4 protein-coding genes and 2 pseudogenes are annotated in these 6,745 nt (G+C 37.0%); 4 read left to right on the plus strand and 2 right to left on the minus strand.

The window, feature by feature from the left end:
* Positions 1–218: pseudogene (locus AC1DUW_RS18190) on the plus strand (exonuclease SbcCD subunit D); the annotation flags it as partial.
* Complete coding sequence (locus AC1DUW_RS18195; protein ID WP_053345532.1) at positions 215–3,346, plus strand: AAA family ATPase; 3,132 nt, start codon at positions 215–217, stop codon at positions 3,344–3,346. The pseudogene AC1DUW_RS18190 and the gene AC1DUW_RS18195, both read left to right, overlap by 4 nt.
* Before the next feature lie 73 nt (positions 3,347–3,419).
* Here the strand turns inward: AC1DUW_RS18195 and AC1DUW_RS18200 are convergent, their stop codons facing one another.
* Positions 3,420–3,827: an Hsp20/alpha crystallin family protein gene (locus tag AC1DUW_RS18200; protein ID WP_053345533.1), complete on the minus strand. Its 408-nt coding sequence runs from the start codon at positions 3,825–3,827 to the stop codon at positions 3,420–3,422.
* Positions 3,828–4,174: 347 nt separating this feature from the next.
* A complete protein-coding gene (locus AC1DUW_RS18205; RefSeq protein ID WP_053345534.1) occupies positions 4,175–4,945 on the minus strand; it encodes an IclR family transcriptional regulator in 771 nt (256 codons plus the stop codon).
* 248 nt (positions 4,946–5,193) lie between these two features.
* Between AC1DUW_RS18205 and AC1DUW_RS18210 the strand changes: the two are divergent.
* Positions 5,194–5,957 (plus strand): annotated as a pseudogene (locus AC1DUW_RS18210) (dimethylarginine dimethylaminohydrolase family protein).
* Between the two features lie 80 nt (positions 5,958–6,037).
* Positions 6,038–6,745, plus strand: a 708-nt coding sequence (locus AC1DUW_RS18215; protein ID WP_477643136.1) for a M20/M25/M40 family metallo-hydrolase, incomplete at its 3' end; no start/stop codon positions are given.

A 6,745-nucleotide genomic window follows, 5' to 3' on the forward strand; every position in this document is an offset into this window, starting at 1 on the left:
AGGTCTACCCGAACGTACTTCACCTAGAGCGGAAATGGGATTTGGCTGACCTGAGAAGAAAAAAATCCTTTTCTTCTGTAAAGGATGAACGAAAGTCCGAATTGGATTTGTTTGAAACGTTTTACCAAGAGATGACAGATCGAGACTTTGATTCTCAAAAGCAAGATTTGATGGTTTCGGTAATTGAAGCTGTGAAGAAAGAGGAGGCTTTAAAATGAGACCTCATATTTTAACGATGCAGGCATTCGGCCCATATGCCGGAAGAGAAACTATTGATTTTAATACCCTAGGAGAAAGAACTATGTTTGTCATTTCTGGAAAGACGGGTGCAGGGAAAACAACGATTTTTGACGGGATTAGCTTTGCGATATATGGAAAAGCAAGTGGTGAAGATCGAAGTGGGCAAGATTTACGAAGTCAATTTGCCGAAGATGATATGTTGACGGAAGTCTCGCTACAATTTACACTGCGTGGAAAAACATATTTGGTAACTCGTTCACCACAACAGGAACGAAAGAAGAAATCGGGCGATGGCACGACGACAGTTGGTGCGAAAGCTGAATTATATGAGCTGTTGCCAGAAGGAAAAAAACTGCTAGGTGCCAATGTACGCGAGGTTGAAGAGAAAATCAAATTACTTATTGGACTTGATGCCAATCAGTTTCGGCAAATTCTGATGATTCCTCAGAATGAATTTAGAAAACTGTTAACATCCGACAGTAAGGATAAAGAACAGATACTTCAGAAATTATTTCATACCGAACTTTATAAACGAATAGAAGAAAAATTAAAAGAAGAAGCTTCAATTCTTAAAAAGAAAAGTGAAAGAAGTGCACAGCGGCGAATTGAATTAATGAAAGGAATCAAGCCGGGTAATCATGAAGGACTGCAGGAACATTTGGAGGCAGAAGAGCCAAATGAACAACAGATTTTGCCGCTCTTACATTCTGTTATTTCGGCAGCAACAGAAAGAAGTCAGTATGTTAGCAAGCAAATACAGGAAAAGCAAGAAGCTCGAGATCAAGTTAACCAAGAGCTTTCAAAAGCGGTGGATTTGTTAAATAGGTTTACTGAAAAAGAAAGGCTGAGAAGGGAAAAAGAGATCCTTGAAGCGAAAAAACCTGAAATAGATGAAGTAAAAGAACAAATTAAAATGGCGCACAAAGCGGCTTCTCTAGAAAAGCAAGAGCAATATTATTTGCGAATTGGTAAACAAGTACAAGATGTAACTACAGAACTTCAAAAATTAAGTGAGCAGGAAGAGAAGTTAATGGATGAGCGGATTAAGAAACAAGATTCCTATGAACAGGAATTATTGAAGGAAGACGAAAGGGAACGGGCGGTTCGAAATGTGCATCAACTTGAGCAGGTAAAAGATGCTGTGATGACATATGCGAGTTTAAAAGCGCAAGTTCTTTTAGATGAAAAAGAGTGGCAGACTAGTAAGCAGCTTCGTGAAAAAAATGTATCAGAGCATAGTGCAATTGAAGCGGAAGCAGAAAAAGTTGGTCTTGAAAAATCAGAAGCGGAAAATGCAGCCTTTCTTTATAGTGATATGGAAAGAGAAGTCGAAAAAAATCAGCATTTGTTATTAGAAATGAAAAAGCTTCAAGATGTTCTTTCAGAATCACAGGGCACAAAGCGGGTGTTAGATGAAAAGAATAACCGGTACCAAGAGCTTCTTAAAATTCAGCTTCAGGAAAAGGAAAAACTAGAGGCTCTTAATGAAAAGTGGCGCGCTGGTCAAGCAGGGATGCTAGCGTCCATGTTGCACACTGGTGAAAATTGTCCTGTGTGCGGATCGGTGAGTCATCCTAAACCCGCCAAAATGCATGATGAGATGCCAGCGGATATGGAATTAAAACAGCAGGAAAACAATCTGAAGTCTGCAGATCAACAAAAAAGTCAAGCTGAAAGTGAATATTATCAAGCGGAATCTAAGTTCAATGCACTAATAGAGTCCTCTCAAGAAAAATTGGCTGACTTACAACAGGGTTTGCCACAGCTTTCTYTAGATCAAATTGATGCTTACTTGAATCAGTTCGAGCAAAAAGGAAAAGAGCTGCAAGAAAAGTTACGGATATTGAGGCTTAAGAAGGCCGCGTTTAGTGAATTGGAAAGAAGGTTGCTTGAATTAAAAGAGAAAGCAGTCCACCTAAAAGCGAATAGAATATCTTTAGAAGAAGTAGAAGATCAAGTCAAAACCAGGTATATTGAAAATTCTACAAAGCTTAAAGGATTAACCGATTCTATGCCAGAAGGAATCAGGACTGAGGAAGAATATAATGCAGCATATCAAGCGGCCGTCAAAACGCAGAAACGTTTACAAATTGCATTAGAAGAAGCACGAAAAAATCTTCAAATGGTTAAAGAAAAAGAGTCGGGCATCAATGCGAAAAAAGAATCACTAACTGGAAATATAAAAGCCTTAAATCGTGAATTAACAGAGGAACGGGAAAAGTTGATTACGGATATGACCAAACAAGGATTTGCCAATTATAAAGAATATACAACAGCCAAAAAGTCAGAATCGGCTCTCGAATATATAGAGAGTCAAGTTCTGCAATACAATCAAAGTTGGCAAAGCGTTCTAAGTCTATTTCATGATTTGGAAATGAAATTAAAAGATGTGGTCAAGCCGGACCTTGAAGGGTTGAAAAAGACTTTTGAATTCATAGATCGTGAATTGGAATTGTTACGCAGAAATCAGAATGAATTACTGGCTGACAAGCAAATAAACGAAGAAATTGAACGAAAACTGGAGCTAATTAGGGAAGAGCAGAAAAGTCTAGATGAAAGGTACAGTATCGTTGGTCATCTGTCCGAGATTTCTAAAGGTCAAAACTCCTTCCGTATTACTTTTGAACGGTATGTATTGGCGGCCTTTTTAGATGATATCCTAAAAGAAGCCAATCTAAGATTGTTGAAGATGACTAGCGGTCGTTATCAGCTTTTACGGAAACTGGACCCAACGCGAAGGAATATTCAAAGCGGTCTGGAGTTATCTGTATATGATCAATATACGGGCCAGGAACGGCATGTCAAAACGCTTTCAGGAGGCGAAAGCTTTAAGGCGTCGCTTGCACTTGCTCTAGGGCTTGCTGATGTTGTCCAGCAGAATGCAGGTGGCATATCACTTGAGACCATGTTCATTGATGAAGGTTTCGGTACGCTTGACCCTGAATCACTCGACCATGCGATTGAAGCATTAATGGATATACAGAGCACCGGAAGATTGGTTGGCATAATTTCTCACGTTCCAGAATTAAAGGAACGAATCGATGCCCAGCTTCAAGTCATTTCTACACAAAAAGGAAGTCGAACTTCATTTTACTTTGCGGGCTAATCAAGATAAAAAAAGAATGGCTAAGGAAGCAGGCAGCTTCCTTAGCCATTCTTTTTATTATGAAGAAAGAAAACTACTCAATATTAATATCGTCAGCTGTTTTTCCGGGGGAAAACTTATGGATGCGAATCACCAATAACGGATTTGAAAATTCCGCGGTAATCCTACGTGAGCAAATTGAAAAGGGGAAGGGGATTTTCCTCTGTGTGGGTAATGTATCCGCTTTATTTTCAAGAAAGGGTTTATGATTATCGTCAACGATGATCGATAACTCATTATCACTTAGGCATACTTTAATATCTTTAACATCATGATTTTCTAAAACCGCTTCCACCATATACTCATCTTCACTTTCGTATATATCAATTGAAAATAGTTGATGATCCAACGCACTTGTTTCCGGGTCCAGAAAAAACTTTTTCACCCATTCATCAAACTTTTCAACCTCATTCATTTGCGATCCATGTAAATTGTCTTGCATGTTGATACCCCCGGTTTTTCCTTTGTATATATTATATGTTTGAAGTATGAAGAATGGTGATTGAAAAAAATAAAAAGTTATGACATAAAGTTCACAATCTGAAAACGATTTAAACTATAAATATATCCTGTTGGTCTGTTGTTAGAGGACAACCTAGTGTCAGTCTAAAAGGGGGAACTTTAGAGAGATGCGAAGTAACAATCAGGTAAAATGAAATAAAAAGCATACCAATGAAATTAGACTACTTCAGTCTCAAGAAAACAGAGATAAAGTAGCCTGAAATAATTTTTTTGTATTTTTTCTTTATACTCCTCGATTACTTACTTCTTTAAATAAAATACCATGATTTAGAAAGAACGATTCATTGCCTTCGTATGTTCAGACCCGTTATATCCCAATTTTGCAGACATGCTTTGACTCGTTTCCAACACATTTTTAACGAGGATATTGAGTCTTTCAGGTGTCAAATTAAAACTTACAAAACCAATACTTATGGCACCTGACACTTCTCCAAAAAAATTCAAAATTGGGGCAGCGACGGAAGACGTCCCTTCAGTTCTTTCACTGTGACTAATCCCATATCCTTTGGAATTCATATCCTTTAAAACTTCTAAAAACTCTATTTTTTCCTTTTCAGGTAAAAGGGTATCAATAACTTTTTTTGCCTGTTTTTCTGGCATGTAGGCAAGCATCACCTTATTGGCAGCACCGACATGAAAGGGTATCCGTGAACCAAGTTGATCATAGACTCGAATAGGATTTCTTTCACTATCAATCCGTTCAATAATAAGGGATTCCAATCCCATCGGACGGTAAAGAAATACGCTTTCCTCTACTTTATGCATAAGCCTTTCTAATTCTGGCCTTATTATACTAATATAATCCAATGTGTCATACATTTTTAGGCCATATTCCATCCAAATATCTCCTAATCCGTATCGTTTAGATTGCTCATCCTGCTTAATTAAACCGTGCTTACTCATGGCTTTTAATACACGATGAATGGAACCAATCGGAAGATCACATTCCTGAGAGAGTTCTGTAATAGATAAACCGTTTTCTGATGATTTAGATACCAGCATTTTAACTACATTCATAGCCCTATCAATTGTTTGCATGTATATACCACCATTCTTTAAGGGATGATTTCAGAAAATTCTTAATATATTGACATTATACCATTTTAAAATTTATAATTTAATAAAATTTCCATTTTAAGAAATATAATTCCATTATGCGGAAAAGGAGGAGATTATAATTTATCGTTCATCTATGAATAAGCCCATAAAACGAGTAATTATTAAACATCCAAGAGAAGCATCTATCAGTCAAGAACATTTAAGGAAAGAGTGAGGGGGAATTATCAATGTACAAAAATGTAATTGTAAAATTACCAAGCAAAAGTTATGTAAATGGACTAACAACATCCAATTTAGGAACTCCGGATTATGAGTTATTACTAAAACAGCATGAAAGTTATGTAGAGGCTTTGAAAAGCTGTGGTGTCTCCGTTACATGTTTGCAAAAAGTGAAGAATTTCCTGATTCAACATTTGTTGAAGATGCAGCGGTCTTAACTCCAGAATTCGCTGTTATTACGAGCCCGGGAGCAGATACAAGGAATGGAGAAATAGTAGAAATAGAATCTGTGTTAAAGGATTTTTATGAAAAATTCAACTACATAAAAACACCTGGAACATTAGATGGAGGGGATATTCTTCAAATTGAAAATCATTTCTATATTGGTATTTCTGAACGTACAAACGAGGAAGGACCACGCCAACTAAAAGAAATAGTAGAATCAGAAGGTTATCAAGCAACGATTGTTCCACTGCAGAAATTTTTCCATTTAAAAACAGGCATTGCTTACCTTGGTAACAACGCTATTATTGTTGCAGGCGAATTTATTAATCATCCTGAATTTGATCAATATAAAAAAATTATCGTTCCAGAAGAAGAAGAAGAATACACCGCTAACTRCATTTTAGTAAATGGTTCCCTTATCATACCGAAAGGATATGAGAAGACAAAGCGACAAATTGAAGAGGCAGGCTATAAAACAATTGAATTAGAGATGACAGAGTTTCAAAAACAAGATGGAGGCCTTAGCTGCTTGTCCCTGCGTTTTTAATCCAAATTAAAGGGATAAGTTTTCAAACCTTGAAAAAAATAAATTCCAGATTTTATTTAAATTGAAAGAGGTGATATTTAATGAGCCATTTATTATGGGGATCAAAAGAAACACTTCGAAATCTGTTATGTGAACTTGTTAGTTGGGACAGCCGGACACTCACAGATGGAGAACGGAATTTTGCGTATAGATTGAGAGATAAATTATACGAAATTGAATACTTCCAACAAAATCCTAATTACGTATCCCTTCATGAAGTGGACCTGGGGAGAAACTATGTCACAGCCTTTTACAGAAATCCAAAGGTAAAAGATACCGTTGTATTGATAAGCCATTTTGATACGGTCCAAACTGAAGAATATGGTGATTTAGAACCTCTTGCATTTTACCCGGAAGAACTCACGAAGGCACTTCGTACGCGAAAAGCCGAGTTGCCAAATGAAGCATGTGATGATCTTGAATCAGGAGAATATTTGTTTGGCAGAGGAACAATGGATATGAAAATGGGGCTTGCCCTTCATATGTCAATAATAGAAAAAGCTATTTTCGAACAATGGCCTATTAATCTTATCCTCCTTACCGTTCCTGACGAAGAAGTAAATTCTTCAGGAATGAGAGCGGCAGTTTCGGGACTTGTCCAAATGCGGGATGAATATGACCTTTTTTATAAACTGTTTTTAAATGGCGAACCTTCCTTTTCACAGAAGCCTGGCGATTCTAAATCATATATTTATTCTGGAACAATGGGTAAAATCATGCCGGCTGCTCTTTTTTATGGAAAAGAAACA

It is taken from the genome of Peribacillus sp. P4_C12, assembly GCF_056402095.1.

Bases quoted from the DNA above. Each gene is read 5' to 3' on its own strand.
- AC1DUW_RS18200 (WP_053345533.1), bottom strand. From the start codon at position 3,827: ATGCAAGACAATTTACATGGATCGCAAATGAATGAGGTTGAAAAGTTT.
- AC1DUW_RS18205 (WP_053345534.1), bottom strand. From the start codon at position 4,945: ATGCAAACAATTGATAGGGCTATGAATGTAGTTAAAATGCTGGTATCT.